Annotated in this window: 10 protein-coding genes and 1 pseudogene; 6 read left to right on the top strand and 5 right to left on the bottom strand. The window is 67.4% G+C overall.

Going from position 1 to position 13,920, the window contains the following annotated elements:
• The 3 genes from FHS42_RS35230 to FHS42_RS35220 form a co-directional block, all read left to right on the top strand.
• Positions 1 to 3,588 (top strand): non-ribosomal peptide synthetase (locus tag FHS42_RS35230; protein WP_184580293.1); only part of this gene is annotated, 3,588 nt, incomplete at its 5' end.
• Between the two features lie 4 nt (positions 3,589 to 3,592).
• Complete coding sequence (locus FHS42_RS35225; RefSeq protein ID WP_184580290.1) at positions 3,593 to 4,381, top strand: YqcI/YcgG family protein; 789 nt, start codon at positions 3,593 to 3,595, stop codon at positions 4,379 to 4,381.
• A gap of 1 nt (position 4,382) precedes the next feature.
• Positions 4,383 to 5,792, top strand: coding sequence for a cupin domain-containing protein (locus tag FHS42_RS35220; RefSeq protein ID WP_184580288.1), 1,410 nt, complete (start codon positions 4,383 to 4,385; stop codon positions 5,790 to 5,792).
• On the opposite strand, the gene FHS42_RS35215 is transcribed toward FHS42_RS35220, so the two are convergent.
• Positions 5,785 to 6,333: a TetR/AcrR family transcriptional regulator gene (locus FHS42_RS35215; protein WP_184580286.1), complete on the bottom strand. Its 549-nt coding sequence runs from the start codon at positions 6,331 to 6,333 to the stop codon at positions 5,785 to 5,787. The genes FHS42_RS35220 and FHS42_RS35215 overlap by 8 nt on opposite strands.
• Positions 6,334 to 6,445: 112 nt before the next feature.
• On the opposite strand from FHS42_RS35215, the gene FHS42_RS35210 reads away from it, so the two are divergent.
• Both FHS42_RS35210 and FHS42_RS35205 read left to right on the top strand, forming a co-directional pair.
• A complete protein-coding gene (locus FHS42_RS35210) occupies positions 6,446 to 7,810 on the top strand; it encodes an MFS transporter (protein WP_184580284.1) in 1,365 nt (454 codons plus the stop codon).
• Between the two features lie 87 nt (positions 7,811 to 7,897).
• Positions 7,898 to 9,778, top strand: coding sequence for an AfsR/SARP family transcriptional regulator (locus FHS42_RS35205; RefSeq protein WP_184580282.1), 1,881 nt, complete (start codon positions 7,898 to 7,900; stop codon positions 9,776 to 9,778).
• 267 nt (positions 9,779 to 10,045) lie between these two features.
• Here the strand turns inward: FHS42_RS35205 and FHS42_RS35200 are convergent, their stop codons facing one another.
• From FHS42_RS35200 to FHS42_RS38405, 4 genes and pseudogenes are all read right to left on the bottom strand, one after another.
• Complete coding sequence (locus FHS42_RS35200; protein ID WP_184580280.1) at positions 10,046 to 10,495, bottom strand: SDR family NAD(P)-dependent oxidoreductase; 450 nt, start codon at positions 10,493 to 10,495, stop codon at positions 10,046 to 10,048.
• Between the two features lie 351 nt (positions 10,496 to 10,846).
• Complete coding sequence (locus FHS42_RS38415; RefSeq protein WP_312867174.1) at positions 10,847 to 11,464, bottom strand: transposase; 618 nt, start codon at positions 11,462 to 11,464, stop codon at positions 10,847 to 10,849.
• Complete coding sequence (locus FHS42_RS38410) at positions 11,457 to 11,615, bottom strand: transposase (RefSeq protein ID WP_281392942.1); 159 nt, start codon at positions 11,613 to 11,615, stop codon at positions 11,457 to 11,459. The genes FHS42_RS38415 and FHS42_RS38410 overlap by 8 nt, the downstream gene beginning before the upstream one ends.
• Positions 11,609 to 11,971, bottom strand: a pseudogene (locus FHS42_RS38405) (transposase). Before FHS42_RS38405 ends, FHS42_RS38410 begins: the two are co-directional and overlap by 7 nt.
• Before the next feature lie 782 nt (positions 11,972 to 12,753).
• Between FHS42_RS38405 and FHS42_RS35190 the strand changes: the two are divergent.
• The gene (locus tag FHS42_RS35190) at positions 12,754 to 13,569 is read left to right on the top strand and encodes an SDR family NAD(P)-dependent oxidoreductase (protein WP_184580278.1); all 816 of its coding nucleotides are present in this window, start codon (positions 12,754 to 12,756) and stop codon (positions 13,567 to 13,569) included.
• Positions 13,570 to 13,920 lie beyond the last annotated feature (351 nt).

Below are 13,920 nucleotides of genomic sequence, written 5' to 3'. Positions count from 1 at the left end.
GAGGCCCCGATCCGTACGCATCTGATCAGGCTCGCCCCGGACGAGCATTACCTCGTCATCTCCCAGCATCACATCGCCTCCGACGCCTGGTCGCACAACATCTTCATCAAGGAACTGAACACGCTTTACCGGCCGTTGGCGGATCTTGAGCCGACCATGGCCCTGACCCCGACCTTGGAACCGCTGCCCCTCCAGTACGCCGACTTTGCGTACTGGGAGTCGCGCCAGGAGTCCCGGGCGGCCGTCGACAAGGACCTGATCTACTGGCGGGAGCGCCTCGACGGCACGCAGACGCTTGCGCTGCCCACCGACTTCCCACATACGAGCAGCCCGGACGAGCGGGCCGGGGTGATTGAGTTCTCGATACCGGAGGGCCTCGTGGCGGAGCTCGACCGGCTGTCCCAGGAGCGTCAAGCGAGCGTGTTCATGCTGCTGTTGGCGGCGTACCAGGTGCTGCTGTCGCGATACAGCGGGCAGGACGACATCGCGGTGGGCGTGCCGGTCGCGAACCGTAATCGCGCCGAGACGGAGAACCTGATCGGCTTCTTCGTTAACACCCTCGTCCTGCGCTCCGACCTTTCGGGCGACCAATCCTTCACCGACCTGCTGGCGCAGGTGCGGGAGCACGCTCTGGACGCGTACGAGCATCAAGATCTGCCCTTCGAGCGCCTCGTGGAAGAACTTCAGCCTGAACGCGACCTCAGCCGAACCCCCCTGTTCCAGACCATGTTCCAGCTCGACCACGGGGAGATCGCGGACTGGAGTCTGGACGGCCTGTCCACGGAGGAGCTGACCTTCCGTCCCCAGGGGACGAAGTTCGATCTGATCTTGGACGCGACCCGGCGAGAAGGGGGTTTGGCCTGCCAATTCACCTACCGCAGCAACCTGTTCGAGGCCGCGACGGTCGAGCGGCTCGGCGAGCACTACCGCGTCGTCCTGCAGGAGATTGCCGACAACGTCTCCGTGTCTTTGAATGAGCTTGACATCCGCACACCGCGGGAGCGGGCCGCCGCTGCGGGCACGCACGGCATCCCCGTCCCCGTGGCCGTCCCGACGGTGCCCGAGCGCCTGGCCGAGATGGCGGCGAATATTCCGGATCAGCCGGCGGTGACGCACGGCGACGCGTGCCTGACGTATGGACAGTTGCACGAGCAGAGTTCGCGGCTCGCTCGTCGGCTCGTTGCGCACGGAGTCGGCCTCGAGTCACCCGTGGCGGTCTTCCTGGAGCGCGGAACGGACCACCTCGTGGCCGCTCTCGCGGTCATGAAGGCCGGTGGCGTCTACGTCCCCGTCGACCCGCAAATCCCGTCCGAGCAGGCCGCGTTCATTGTCGATGACGTCGATGCGCGAGTGGTCTTGGTCCACAACGCGACAGCCGCGAACGTAGCCGGTGACGGCGACGGTCGGAACATCCTCTCTGTCAGCACGGCGGAGACCGACAACACGGAGATCGCCGGCGCCGAACTCTTCTCCTCCGCTCCGGACAACGCGGCATACGTCATCTACACCTCCGGATCGACCGGCCATCCCAAGGGCGTCGTCATCGAGCACCGGTCCCTGGCCAACCTCGTGGACTCGCTCCAGGAGGCTCACCGGCTGGCGGTGGGCGAGCCGACGCTGCACAAGACCTCGACGATGTTCGACGTCCACATTCAGGAAATGCTCTGGCCGTTGGCGGTCGGCGCTCATGTCGTCGTGGCGGACCACGGCCGCGAGGGAGATGTCAGGTACCTCGCCGACCTGATGCGGCGGCACGGGGTGACGACGGCCGGGTTCGTGCCGTCCCTGCTGCGGACGTTCGTCGACGACGATCGTGCGGGCGACCTGCCGGCGCTGCGTCGGATTTTCAGCGCCGGCGAGGTGTTGACCCGCGATTTGGCCCGACGGGTGATCGACCGCTACGGATGCGAGCTGTACAACCTCTACGGTCCGGCCGAGACGACGGTGTACGTCACCATGGGGCGCATTTTGCACGACGACGTCGTCACGATCGGGAAGCCGCTCGACCAGGTCCGGTTGTACGTGGTGGACCGAACCGGCCGGCCTGCGCCGACCGGTGCGCCGGGTGAGTTGCTCGTCGCCGGAGTCCAGGTCGGTCGAGGTTATGTGAACCGCCCCGAACTCACCGCCGAGCGCTTCGTTGACAACCCGGTGAGCGGGGCCCCGGCGGGCAAGGCGTATCGCACCGGCGACGCCGCACGGTATTTGCCCGACGGCCGCATCGAATTCCTGGGCCGGCTCGACGAGCAGATGAAAATCCGCGGGCACCGGGTTGAGCCGGAGGAGATCGAGTCGGCCGTCGACTCCTTTGCCGGAGTGGCCGAATCCGCCGTGGTGATCAAGGAGCACGCTCCGGGAGACAACAGGCTCCACGCGTACGTCGTCCTTGAGCCCGGACGCACGAGCGCATCGCCCCAACCACTGCGCGAGTACCTGGCCTCGCGGCTTGTCCAGTCGCTCGTCCCGAACTTCTTCAACGTCGTTGAGAGCCTGCCGCGCACCATCAGCGGCAAGATCGACCGCAACCGGTTGCGGTCGCGGATCGAGGTCGCGTACGACACCGGACAGCAGATGTCGGGGGCGCCGCGGACACTCGAGGAGTGGCTCGTGGCATCGGCCTTCGGTGAGGTGCTCGACCGGCCCCAACCGGGTCCGGACGCCAACTTCTTCGACCTGGGCGGGCACTCCCTGCTGGCGGCCGCGCTCGTCGTGAAGATCCACGCGGCGTCGGGCGTCGATGTTCCCCTGGCGGAGATCTTCCGCAGGCCCACCGTGGCGGGCCTGGCGGATTTGCTGGCCGGTGGGCAGGAGGGACAGCGAAAGGTTGACTCCTCGGTGCTCGTACCTCTCGACGTACGAGCCTCCGGCAAGCCGATCTTCTGTGTGCACCCAGTCGGGGGCGGTATCTTCTGCTACGCGGACCTCGCCCGCCGCCTTACGCGCTCTCGCCCCGTCCTCGGCCTTCAGGCACACGGCCTGGACCCGGCTCAGGAACCGGACCGCAGCATCGAAGACATGGCCGCGCGGTATCTGCGGGAGATCGACAGCGCGGGGTACGAGGGTCCATATACCCTGCTGGGGTGGTCGTTCGGCGGTGCGGTGGCCTTCGAAATGGCCCGCCAACTGGGCGCTGCCGCAGGCGAGGTGGACTTGGTCCTCCTGGACAGCCTGCCACCGGGCTGTCCGCACGCCTCCGACGAGGACATCGCAGTGGCCTTCGTCGAGGACCTGGCCAGCATGCACAGCCTGACGGACGTACCCGCGCCGGCGTCGGGGAGTGTGTTCGACGCTTTCGAGCGGGCGCGTGAGCACGGGCTCGTCCCGGAATCGCTGCGTCTTGGTTCCTTCGCGCGCCGCGTCGAGGTGTACGGAGCGAATTTGCGAGCCGCGGCTGCGTATCGCCCGAGCCCCGCACAGGTCGAGACGACGCTGTATCGGCCGAGTCATTCAGCACGATCGCTCGACGAGGGCTGGTCTTTCCTTACGGCCGGCCGACTGAGCGCGCGAGAAATCACGGGAGATCACTACGAGATTCTCCGCGACCCGAACCTTGGGCAATGGACAGAGAACCTTCTCGTCAAGGAGTGAACTCATGGGAGCGAAACTCGAAACATGCCGGACCGAGTTTTCCGAACTCGCCCGCAGTCGCGTTCACCTGTTAGACCCGCAGGCGGGACCAGACCTGGGGCCCGGCTGGTTCAGAGAAGCCGTGAAGTGCTTTCGAAAGAATGTGGGCGACCGGGAATATCCATGCCATTTCGGTCGGCGTGCGCTCGAGCGGCGCGAGCTGTTCGTCACCTATACGAACAGCACCGACTTCTCTGATCTGGCAGCCGCACTCGCGGGGTTCCTGGACTACTCGCGCCCGACACCGGAGCGTCGGCAGGTCCTCGCAGCATTCGTCGACGTACCCAAAAAGGACACGACGCACGAGGACTACGGGCGGGTCTTCTGGTCCGCTCTGCAGCACTTGCACGGTCAGGACGAGACACTGTGGCCCGAGGGATTTCCCACGAACCCCGACGACGCGGACTGGGAATTTAGCTTCCACGGCACGGCGATGTTCGTCTTCGCCGCAGCCCCCACGCATGTACTGCGTGCGTCACGCCATCTGGGCGATTGTCTGGTATTGCTCTTCCAACCGCGCAACGTGTTTCATGGAATAGACGGTGGAACGCCGGCGGGCACCGCCGCGCGCCGTCGTATTCGAGACCGCCTCGAAAAGTGGGACGTCGCTCCGTTACACCCGTCGATGGGCAACTACGGAGATCCATCGAACTTCGAATGGCGGCAGTACTTCATCCCGGATGACGAGTCCGACATGTATGCCACGTGCCCGTTCCATCATTCGCCGAGTACCACCACCGGAGGGGAAGACTGAGATGCCATCAGCCATCGAGGTTCCGGAGCTTGCGGCTGCCGGGGACGCACATTCCATGGTCAAGGAGTTCGCGGCGAACAAGGCGTTTCGCGCTGCCGAGCGATACGAGCTCACGACGCAGGACAACCCGTACCGTCGGCCTGTCCGGCCGGACGACCTGGACTGGCTCGACTACAGCAAGCCGATGCCGGTGGAGAACGCCCTGAAGCTGAGTGCGCTGCTCGGACACCGCATGCTCAGGAACGCCTACGACAGCGAGCTTCTCTACCTGCCGCCGACGGACGTCGACACCGCGGCGAGCGACGGCGCCCATTTCTACTCGGCGCGAAACCGCGCCTACGCCGCCCTCGCCAGGCCGATCCTGGAGCGGCACCTCTTCACGCTTCTGGATGAGGTCAGGGAACCGCTAGAAACCGTCGAGTTGGGTGCACTGAAGCGGCACGTCCGAGAGCGGTATCAACAGCGCATCGCTGCGCCAGGGCACGCTTTCGACACGGCCTGGTCCGCCCGTGGCTGCAAGGAGGCTGGCACCTTCCTACTGGTGCAACTGACCGCCTTCTTGCCCTCGTCCAACGCCGCCGCCGCCCACAACGCGCTGGGTGAGTACGGCACTGCGCACCCAACGATGCGCCGGCACCTGGTCGAGGCGTACGGGCAGTGGGTCCACCTGTCGGACGCGTACGAGAAGCTGCTCGCCGGAGCGGGCCTCGTCGCGACTGAGGGGGCCTACTGGCAGCTCTGTTTGGGGACTTCCCTCGCCCGAGCCAACTATCTGCACTTCACCTCGCGCAACCACGAGCGACTCTTCGCCTTCATCGGGGCACTGCTCCACAAGAAGATCGACGAGGAGGCCATGCGCATCCCGCTGTCCTCCGTTCTTGCGCACACCCTCGACGCCGACACCAAGTTCTTCGACGCCCAAAAAACCCTCACCGAGTCAGACTTGGTGCAGCTGGTGGAGGACTTGGTCGGTCCGCTCCTGCAGCGGTTCGGCCGTCGGGTGATCGAGGGGGTCCACGCCGGTTTCCGGGACGCCGTTTGGTTCGCTGACCTGTGGGACCGCGACGTCACCGAGCAGTTGACGTGGGCGGATAACATCGAGCAGTACCAGGAGAAGGCCGCGAAGCTCGATCACCACATCACGAGCGAGGGCATCGAGGTTGACCTGGACACCTTCGTAGAGTCGTCGGACGAGACCTCGACCACACATGTGCACGACGAACACCGGCTCGTCATGATCGAGTCAGGGCAGATGCACTTCTGGAACAACGTGACGCACAAAATCGCCCTCAACGAGGGCGACAAGGTGCTCATCCCCATGTCCCGGCTGCACGGCTCGACGGTGCTTTCGGGAGAGTGCACCTACCACCAGCCGATCATCCCGGAGGACATGCTCCGGAAGTTCAGCTGACACCTTTCAGCACGAGATCGAGCAGCAGGCGGCGCGCCTCGTCAGGTGGCCACGCGTGATGCCGGCGCAGATGTACATAGGGCCAGCACACCGCGTTGAACACGAGGCTGGCCGCCTGCTCGCAGTCGGTCGGTGGATGCAGGGAGCCATCTGCCACCCCGTCGCGCACCAGGCGGGCGAGCGGTTGCACGAACCCTGTGGGCAGTTCGTCGGAGTCGCCTGACGGGGCATCGTGGAACGCCGTGTCGAAGGCGGCGAGGAGCGGCAGATGCCGGTCGAGTACGGAACACAGTTGCTCCAGGGCCCGCCGCAACCGTTCCCGGCCGGTGCCCTCCGCGGTGAGCACGGGCCACAGGGCGTCGCGATAGTCCCGGGAGAGCCGGTGCAGCAGAGCCTCGCGCAACGCGTCCTTTCCACCGACCTGCCGCCATAGGGTCGCCCGCGAGACGCCCGCCTTGTCGGCGACGGCCTGTAGCGTCACGCTGTCCCAGCCCACGCCGTCCATGAGAGTGACGGCGGCATCGAGGAACCTGTTGTCCATACCGGCCTATCTTCTTCGGCATGCCCGGGACATGCGGTGTGCGGTGGCAGGAATCAAACTAAGCGATGAAACGTTCTGTTGCACAATATGCGTCACCAAGTAGCATGGCTCCATGCGCTTAGGTCAACTCGTCATCGATGTGAGGCCCTTGAAGGAGAGCCGCGACTACCGCTGGCTCTTCACAGGGCGCGTCGGACTGCTCCTGGGCAGCGCGCTCACCGAGACCGCCGCGACGTGGCAGGTCTACGAGATCTCCGGCTCCACGCTCGCCGTGGGCTTGAACGCCGTGATCAGCAGCGTCGCCATGGTCACCGGCCTGATGTATGGCGGGAAGCTCGCCGACCGGGTGGACCGTCGCAAAGTGCTCATGATGGTGCGCCTGCCGGGCATTCTGTTGGCCGTCCTGCTGGCGGCCAACAGTCTGTTGGACGAACCCTCGCTCGCGGTGGTCATCTCGGCCTCAGCCCTGATCGAGCTGACCGCGGGCCTCGGCGCTCCCTCCTCGTACGCCGCGGTGCCGAGCCTCGTCGGCTCGGATCGCCTCGCCGCGGTGGGCGCCCTCAACGGCATCACCACACAGCTGTGTTACATGCTCGGCCCCGCCATCGCCGGACTGTTGATCGCCGGGCCGGGCATCGTCATCTGCTATGTCGCCAACGCCGTGGGATTCGTGGTGTTCGCGGGGGCGGTGGTGTTCATCCGGCCGATGCCGCCCGTGGGCCGGAGCCAGGACAAGCGCGACGGTGTCCCCTTGCGTGAGGGCCTTTCGTTCGTGGCCAGGAACCGCGTGCTGGCGGGTGTGCTGATCATCGACTCCAGCGCGATGCTGTTCGCCATGCCCAAGGGCCTGTTCCCGGCCCTTGCGATGGAGAACATCGGCGGCGGCGCGACCACCTTCGGCCTGCTCGCCGCGGCACCCGGATTCGGCGCGATCATCGGCGCGGCGACCAGCGGTTGGACCAGCCGCGTAAGCCGCCCGGGCATGGTGGTCATCGGCGCGAGCATGGTGTGGGCTGCAGCGGTCGTCGGCTTCGGCCTGACGACCTCCCTGCCCCTCGCCCTGCTGTTCCTGGCCCTGGCCGGAGCCGGCGACCTCATCTCGGAGGTGCTGCGTAGCGCCCTGCTGCAGCACTACACACCGGACCGGCTGCGCGGGCGGGTGACCAGCCTCTGGCTGGCCCAGGCCAACTTCGCGCCGGCCCTGGGCAATGCACGAGCGGGAGCGGTCGCCCAGTTCTTCTCCGCGGCCACCTCCGTGGTCAGCGGGGGGCTACTCGCCCTCGGCGGCGCCGTGCTCCTCGGCGCAGTGAACCCGCAGCTACGCAAGGCCTCGCTGGCCCCCGGAACCGGCGCCGACACCGCCGAAGCGGGCCCGGCCAGGGACGCGGACGTCACCACAGCCGATGCCACCAAGACCGATACCGCCGATGCCGACGTCACGAAAGCCGCGGCAACGCCGGAACAGCACGACGCGTGACACCACCGCCCACCGGTACCCGTGGCGTACGTCCGTCGATGCGGCCTACGTGCGGAGGGAAACGTCTCTTCGAAAGGTGGAGCCCCCATGGCGACCACGGAAGCACTTCTGCGCATACAGCTCCTGGGGCCGGTTCGCGCCTGGCGTGATGGCGTGGAGGTGGCCCTCGGCCCGCCCAAGCAGCGGGCCGCCCTCGCCCTACTCGCGAGCCGCGTCGGCGACGTCATGGGGGTCGAGAACATCGTGGACGCCATGTGGGGCAGCGACGTACCGCAGACCGCCGTAAACGGCGTGCACACGTACATCGCCGGGCTGCGCCGGGTCATCGAGCCCGAGCGCCGGGGCCGGGCGGCCGGTGTGGTGCTCACCTCCGAGGCCGGAGGGTACTGCCTGCGCGTCGCCCCCGAGGCCGTGGACGCCCTACTCTTCGCCCGGGGTCTGGGCGACGCACGCAGATCGCGGAGCGAGGGCGATGTGAACGCGACCTTGCGGCTGTACGAACAGGCCCTGTCGCACTGGCACGGCGAGGCTTTCTCCAGGGTTCCCGGGCCCTTCGCCGCGATGGAGCGCGACCGGCTGCGGGATCTACGCCTTACCGCCGTGGAGGAGTGGGCCGTCGGCATGCTGGCGGCCGGCCGGCACGCCGAACTGGTCACCGAACTCCCGGCGACGGTGGCGGACGAGCCGCTGCGGGAGAAGCTGCGCTGGTTGCTGATCCTGGCGCTGTACCGCAGCGGGCGCCGGGCCGACGCGCTGCGGATGTACGAGGAGACCCGCGAACTGCTGGCCAGGGAACTCGGCGTGGGGCCCGGCGCCGAGCTGCGCACCCTCCACGAGCAAATACTGTCTGGCAAGGACCCCGTGTCCACGCTGATCGCAGCTCGGCAGAGTGCGGTGCACGACACGCTTAGACCTGCCCAACTCCCGCCTCTAACACGCGATTTCGTGGGACGCGTCAAGGAGCTCGGACACCTCGAGGAGTGGGTGAACAGCGAGCGTGCGCGGGGCGACGCCGCGACACCGGTCGCGGTGGTCGACGGCCCGGCAGGCGCTGGCAAGTCGGCGTTCGTCCTGGAACTCGCGCATCGGCTCACCGACCGCTTCCCCGACGGCCAGTTGTACGTGGACCTGCGCGGCACCGGAGTGCTGGCGCGGCCGGTCAGTGCCGTCGACGCCCTGGGCCAGCTCCTGGGCAGCCTTGGCGTCGACTGCTCGCGGATGCCCCCAGGAGAGGCCGCCCGCGCGTCCCTGTACCGCAGCCTGCTGCACGGCCAGAGGATGCTGCTTGTCTTCGACGGCGCACACCATGCCGATCAGCTGCGCCCGCTCATACCCCGGGGCTCGTCCGCCGTCCTGGTGACGAGCCGGCAGCGCATGACCGGGCTCGCGGCGCGAGACGGCGCGCGCCTGGTCACGATCGGGCCGCTGACGGACGAGGAAGGAGCGCGTCTGCTGGTCCGGCTCAGCGGCGGACGGCTTGAAGGGCCGGGCCCGATCACCGAGCGCCTGATGTCGCTGTGCGGAGGGCTGCCGTTGGCGCTGCGCATCGTCGCCCAAAGCCTCGCGACCCATCCGGACGTCCCGCTGAGTGCCTTAGTCGAGCAGTATGCGGCCGCACACAGCCGGCTCGAATGGCTTACGGTGAAGGACGACGCGGTGGCTAGCATGCCCAGCGTCTTCGAGGGGTCGTATCGCTCACTGCCGACGGACGCGGCACGGATGTTCCGCTATCTCGGCCTGCACACCGGTCCGTTGACGGTGGAGAGCGCCGCGACGCTCGCGGGCACGGACCACGAGACCGCCCGTCGGCTGCTCGCGCTCCTGGCTGCCCATCACCTGCTGGAGGAGGGCCCTGGCCCCACATACCGCTTCCACGACCTCATCGGCATCTACGCGGCTGAGTGCGCGGAGCACGTGCCGCCGGCCCGCAGGCAAGAGGCTGCCACCCGGCTGAGGCGGCTGAGATAGGCGATGCGGAACCGCACACAGCCTGCTCCACCTGTGTTTGAGCCTTAAAGGGAAGTGCCCTACGGACCGGCAACGCGCTGGTCGCCACTGCGGCCGGAGACCTCAGCAAAGAGGGGTACGGTCTCGTCTTGCTCGTCGCCATCAGCCGGCGTGACCGGCGCAGCGCTGCACTTCCACTTCCCGACCATGCCCGCAGTCGCCACCGCGGTTATCGCCGCCGCGGGGCAGAATCTGCGCGACGTCATGGCACGGGGCGAGAGGCGGAGGTCACTGACGGGGTGTTGCCGGCGCTGAGTGTCGCGGTGAGCCCGGCGTCGGCGGGAAGGATAATCCCGGTGATCCAGCCGACCTGGGGCCCGCGAGGAACAGGACGGCGTCATCGGCGTCCCAGCCGGTGCCCTCGGTCGCCAGCGGGGCCGTGAGTCTGCGCTGTTCGCGGGCGGCGTCGTCGAAGCCCTGGGGGTGGACCACCGGGGTGTAAACGTAACCGGGGGCGGGGGCGTTGACGCGGATTCCCTCGTGCCCGCGGTGCGCGGCCGTGGTCTTGGTGAGGCCGATGATCGCGGCCTTGGCCAGGGGGTACGCAACGCCCGGGTGGCCGCCGACGAGGCCGACCACCGAGGACCTATTGACGCTCGACCCGCCGCCGACGGCGCACATGCGGGGGGCGGCGGCAAGGGGGATCAGCGCCGTCGAGTCAGATTGAGGCGCAGACAATGGTCTACGCCTCGAGGTCCACATCTCGACGGCGCTTCCGGGCGGGCCGCGACACCGACGTTGTTGACCAAAACGTCGAGCCGTCCGGAGGCGTCCACTGTCTGCGTGCGGACCGCCGATTACGGGACGGTGCCTTGGTGTAACCCGTCAGCCAGAGGCTGTCGATGGACATCCTCCTCGCACGGCAACAAAAGGAGCTGATCGAGTATCAATGGCGAGTCGAGTCAGTGAAGGCCGCAGTGGCGGATCTCATCGTCGAGTTCTCCCGCGATGAGCTGCCTACGCAGGAGGCCGTGCAGTTCCTCCCAGGCTGGGTTTGTGTGATGAATGGTGGAACTCGGTTAGTTTTGTTCAGTGGCGTCCGGTGGTGAGTCGGCCGTCGAAGGCGATGTCGAAGGCTTGGAGCGCGGTCTTCCAGCGCATGGTCCAGCGTTTACGTCCGGTACTGGTCGGGTCCAGGCTCATGACGGCCAGGCAGAAGCATTTGAGGGCGGCCTGGCTGGTGGGGAAGTGTCCCCGGGCCCGGACGGCCTTGCGGATGCGCGCGTTGATTCTTTCGATCGCGTTCGTGGTGCAAACGATCTTCCGGACCTCGACGGCGGATGACGGAAGGGCACGAACTCCGCCCGGGCCGCCGCCCAGAGCCGGACGATCGCCGGATACCTCTGGCCCAGGCGTCGGTGAACTCCACGAACCGCTCCAGGGCGGCTTCTCGGTCGGCGGGGTGCAGGCGGGCCTGAGTGTCTTCGCGATCTTTTCCCAGTCCTGCCGGGCCGCGTAACGGAAGCCGTTCCTCAGCAGGTGAACGACGCAGGTCTGGACGATCGCCGCAGGCCAGACGGCGTTCTCGGCGTCCGGGAGACCGGTCAGGCCGTCACAAAACAGCATCAGGACATCGGCCGCACCGCGGTTCTTGATCTCGATTGGTACCTGGAGCCAGTACTTCGCGCCCTCCCCGCCGTCACCGATCTACAGGCCCGGAAATATCCCGGTGCCCCTCGGCGGTGACCGCCACAGCCATGTAGACGGGCCGGTTGGCGACCTGCCTGTTTCTGACCTTCACCTTCACGCAGTCGATGAAGACGACCGAGTAGATGCTTCCAGCGGACGGTTCTACCATTCGGTCATGCTGGCCATAACACTGCAGGTGATCGTGCAGATCGTGGTCTTGAAGACCTTCGCGCCGTACACCTCGGCAAGAAAAGCGGAGATCTCCCCGTGCACGAGTCCTTTCGCCGACAGCGACAGGGCCATCTCGTCCACGCCGCCCAGACGCCGCTGGCGCTTCTTGACCAGTTACGGCTGGAACGACCCGGCCCTGTCCCGCGGCACCGCGACCTCGACCGTTCCCGACTCGCTGATCACCGTCTTGGACCGGTGCCCGTTGCGGTAGTTCTCTCGGCCACCCTCGGCCCGCCCACCGGGCTCGCGGCCCAGATGATCAATGAGCTCGTCCTCCAGCGCGAACTTCAGCACCTGCTTCGTCAACTGCTGCAGCAAGCCACCCTCCACGGTGAGCTCCACCCCACCGGCCTAGACCCGGGCCACCAGCCCGGCAACCAGCCCGGCATCCACGGCGCCCCCACTCACCACGGCCTCCCCGGCCTCGATGCCACTCGCCACGTCAGCCAACAACTGCCGCTCTCAGCAAGAGATGCACACCGCTCACCGCACAAACCCCGGCTCGGCAACAGGCAGGCCTCACGCCCGCTCAACGCCCGGCTGCTGAAGCGTGGGGTGACCATGCGACCGGTCTACCTGGGCAGCATCTGCCACGATCGCGAGACCATGGAGCACGCCCAGTGGTTACGCGCCCACATCACGACCGTTCCCGGTCTGCAAGCCTGCCGCCAGCGGGACGATCAAGAGGCCGTTGACAGATCGCGCTCCGGTTCAGCAGGGCCATATCCGAGACAGCTCGCGAGCTTGAGTCGAACCCGGAGATACTCCGGGGCTGGGTGAAGAAGCACCGGAAACAGCACGAGCTGAGCTGACGCGGTCGGCACGGACTGGTTGGCCACCAGCGCTGAGTGCCGGGTCCAGGAGCAGAACCGTCTGGATGCGGCGTGCTTCTGCCATCACACCGTTCCACCGATTAATCGATGCTTTGTTCACCGCTGCCTTTCGCCGCGTTCGTTTCTTGCCTCGCACCCAGCTGCGGTGCCGACGGCAGCGGTACCCGATCGGCCTGGCGTTGGCGGCACTTCGTATGCTCGCCGTGTGGGGAACCGGAAGCCGATCTTTGGAGGCGAACGACCATGTCGGAACAGCGTGTTGTCCTGGTGACGGGCGGGGGATCGGGAATCGGGGCCGCCACAGTCCGGCTGCTGCGCACCGCCGGGCACCAGGTCGTGATCTCCGGGCGGCGGCCCGAGCCACTGCGCCGGGTGGCCAAGGAGACTGGAGCGCTGGCCCACCCTTCCGACGCCGCCGACCCCGAGGCCGTGCGCGAGCTCGTCGAGACGACGGTGACGGCCTACGGGAGACTCGACGGTGTGGTGCTCAACGCCGGAATCGGGCGGGGCGGCTCGGTCGGCGACACCGCGGTCGAGGACTGGGAAGAGCTAATTCGGATCAACCTCACCGGCCCGTTCCTGATGTTGCGTGCCGCGCTGCCGCATCTGCTGGCGGCCCGCGGCGCGGTGGTCGCGGTCGCCTCGGTCGCCGCGCTCCGCAACAGCGTCGGCAATGCCGCCTATGCGACGTCCAAGGCGGGTTTGCTCCACCTCTGCCGCTCCCTCGTCGTCGACTATGGGTCGCAGGGACTGCGGGCCAACGCGGTGTGCCCGGGCTGGGTGCGTACGGAGATGGCCGACCAGCGGATGGCGCGGTTCGCGGCGGAGGCAGGGCTGGCGGGCGGCGCCGAGGCGGCGTACGGGGAGGCGACCCGGCTGACTCCCGCCGGGCGGCCAGGTGATCCGGAGGAGGTCGCCGAGGCGATCGACTGGCTGCTGTCGCCCGCCGCGTCCTACGTCAACGGGGCCGTCCTCACCGTCGACGGCGGGGTGACCGCGGTCGGAGTCGGTGGTGCCGCCTTCGACTACCGGATCGAGGCGCGCACCCCGCGCCTGTAGCGGGCTACCGGACAGGCCCGTTCCGCAGGGCCCGCGGCGGAATTTGAACCTATGAGCGGCCAGGGCCCCAGGAAGAGGCTGGGCCTGGATAGAGCCCCAGCGGCAACCGTGCTCGTCGCCGGGGCTTTCGATGCCGGCGGCGTGGCGTTCCATTGGCTTGCAGAGTTCTCGAATCCGTTAGATTGGCGGCCCCTGCCGGAACACTTGCCTTCGTCGTTGGCGGGGAACTGAGCCGCCCATCACGGACCAACGTAGACAGGGCTCGCATATCTTGACGAGCCCACGGCAGGGCTGGCCGCGCAGCGAGTGTGCTCGACCGGCCGCACCCCCCCGAGCTCCGGCCGAGCAGCG

This window comes from Streptomyces zagrosensis (genome assembly GCF_014203645.1).
Lineage (GTDB): Bacteria > Actinomycetota > Actinomycetes > Streptomycetales > Streptomycetaceae > Streptomyces > Streptomyces zagrosensis.
The sequence above is the reverse complement of the archived record's forward strand: the minus strand, read 5'-3'. Positions and strand labels throughout refer to the sequence as shown.

Bases quoted from the DNA above. Each gene is read 5' to 3' on its own strand.
- FHS42_RS35225 (WP_184580290.1), top strand. From the start codon at position 3,593: ATGGGAGCGAAACTCGAAACATGCCGGACCGAGTTTTCCGAACTCGCC.
- FHS42_RS35205 (WP_184580282.1), top strand. From the start codon at position 7,898: ATGGCGACCACGGAAGCACTTCTGCGCATACAGCTCCTGGGGCCGGTT.
- FHS42_RS35210 (WP_184580284.1), top strand. From the start codon at position 6,446: ATGCGCTTAGGTCAACTCGTCATCGATGTGAGGCCCTTGAAGGAGAGC.
- FHS42_RS35215 (WP_184580286.1), bottom strand. From the start codon at position 6,333: ATGGACAACAGGTTCCTCGATGCCGCCGTCACTCTCATGGACGGCGTG.
- FHS42_RS35190 (WP_184580278.1), top strand. From the start codon at position 12,754: ATGTCGGAACAGCGTGTTGTCCTGGTGACGGGCGGGGGATCGGGAATC.
- FHS42_RS38410 (WP_281392942.1), bottom strand. From the start codon at position 11,615: ATGGTAGAACCGTCCGCTGGAAGCATCTACTCGGTCGTCTTCATCGAC.
- FHS42_RS35220 (WP_184580288.1), top strand. From the start codon at position 4,383: ATGCCATCAGCCATCGAGGTTCCGGAGCTTGCGGCTGCCGGGGACGCA.